The 392-nt window shown below is 19.4% G+C and carries 1 protein-coding gene; it reads left to right on the top strand.

What is annotated here, in order from left to right; genetic code table 11:
- Positions 1 to 129 precede the first annotated feature (129 nt).
- Positions 130 to 392: hypothetical protein (locus GBZ86_RS16845; protein WP_152892551.1), on the top strand; the 263-nt coding region annotated here is incomplete at its 3' end.

The following is a 392-nucleotide window of genomic DNA, read 5'->3' as shown; positions in this document are numbered from 1 at the left end:
ATCATAGATTGGAAAATGTATAAAGAAAATAAAAAAATATAAATATGCAATAAAAGTCTCTATGTTAAAAGGTTAAATATAATGTATAATATTAACTTGTACAAAAGAAAATCTTAGGAGGATACCTTGGTGACAAAAAAATATATTTTAACCTTTTTTACCTTATTAATTTTTATATCAACTTTATTAATAAATTGTGGAGATGATTTAAGTTTTAAAAAAGAAATTTCTAATATGTCTAATTCTAAAATAATTAAAGAAAAAACTAAAAAAGAAAATTTAGAAGAAACCAAGTATTATATAAATAAAAACTATGATAGTTTGCTTAATATATGTAAAGAATGGCAAAGTTTACAGGAACTTATTAAAGAAGAAGATGAAGAAAATAATGA

This window comes from Clostridium tarantellae (assembly GCF_009295725.1).
GTDB lineage: Bacteria > Bacillota > Clostridia > Clostridiales > Clostridiaceae > Sarcina > Sarcina tarantellae.
The sequence above is the reverse complement of the archived record's forward strand: the minus strand, read 5'-3'. Positions and strand labels throughout refer to the sequence as shown.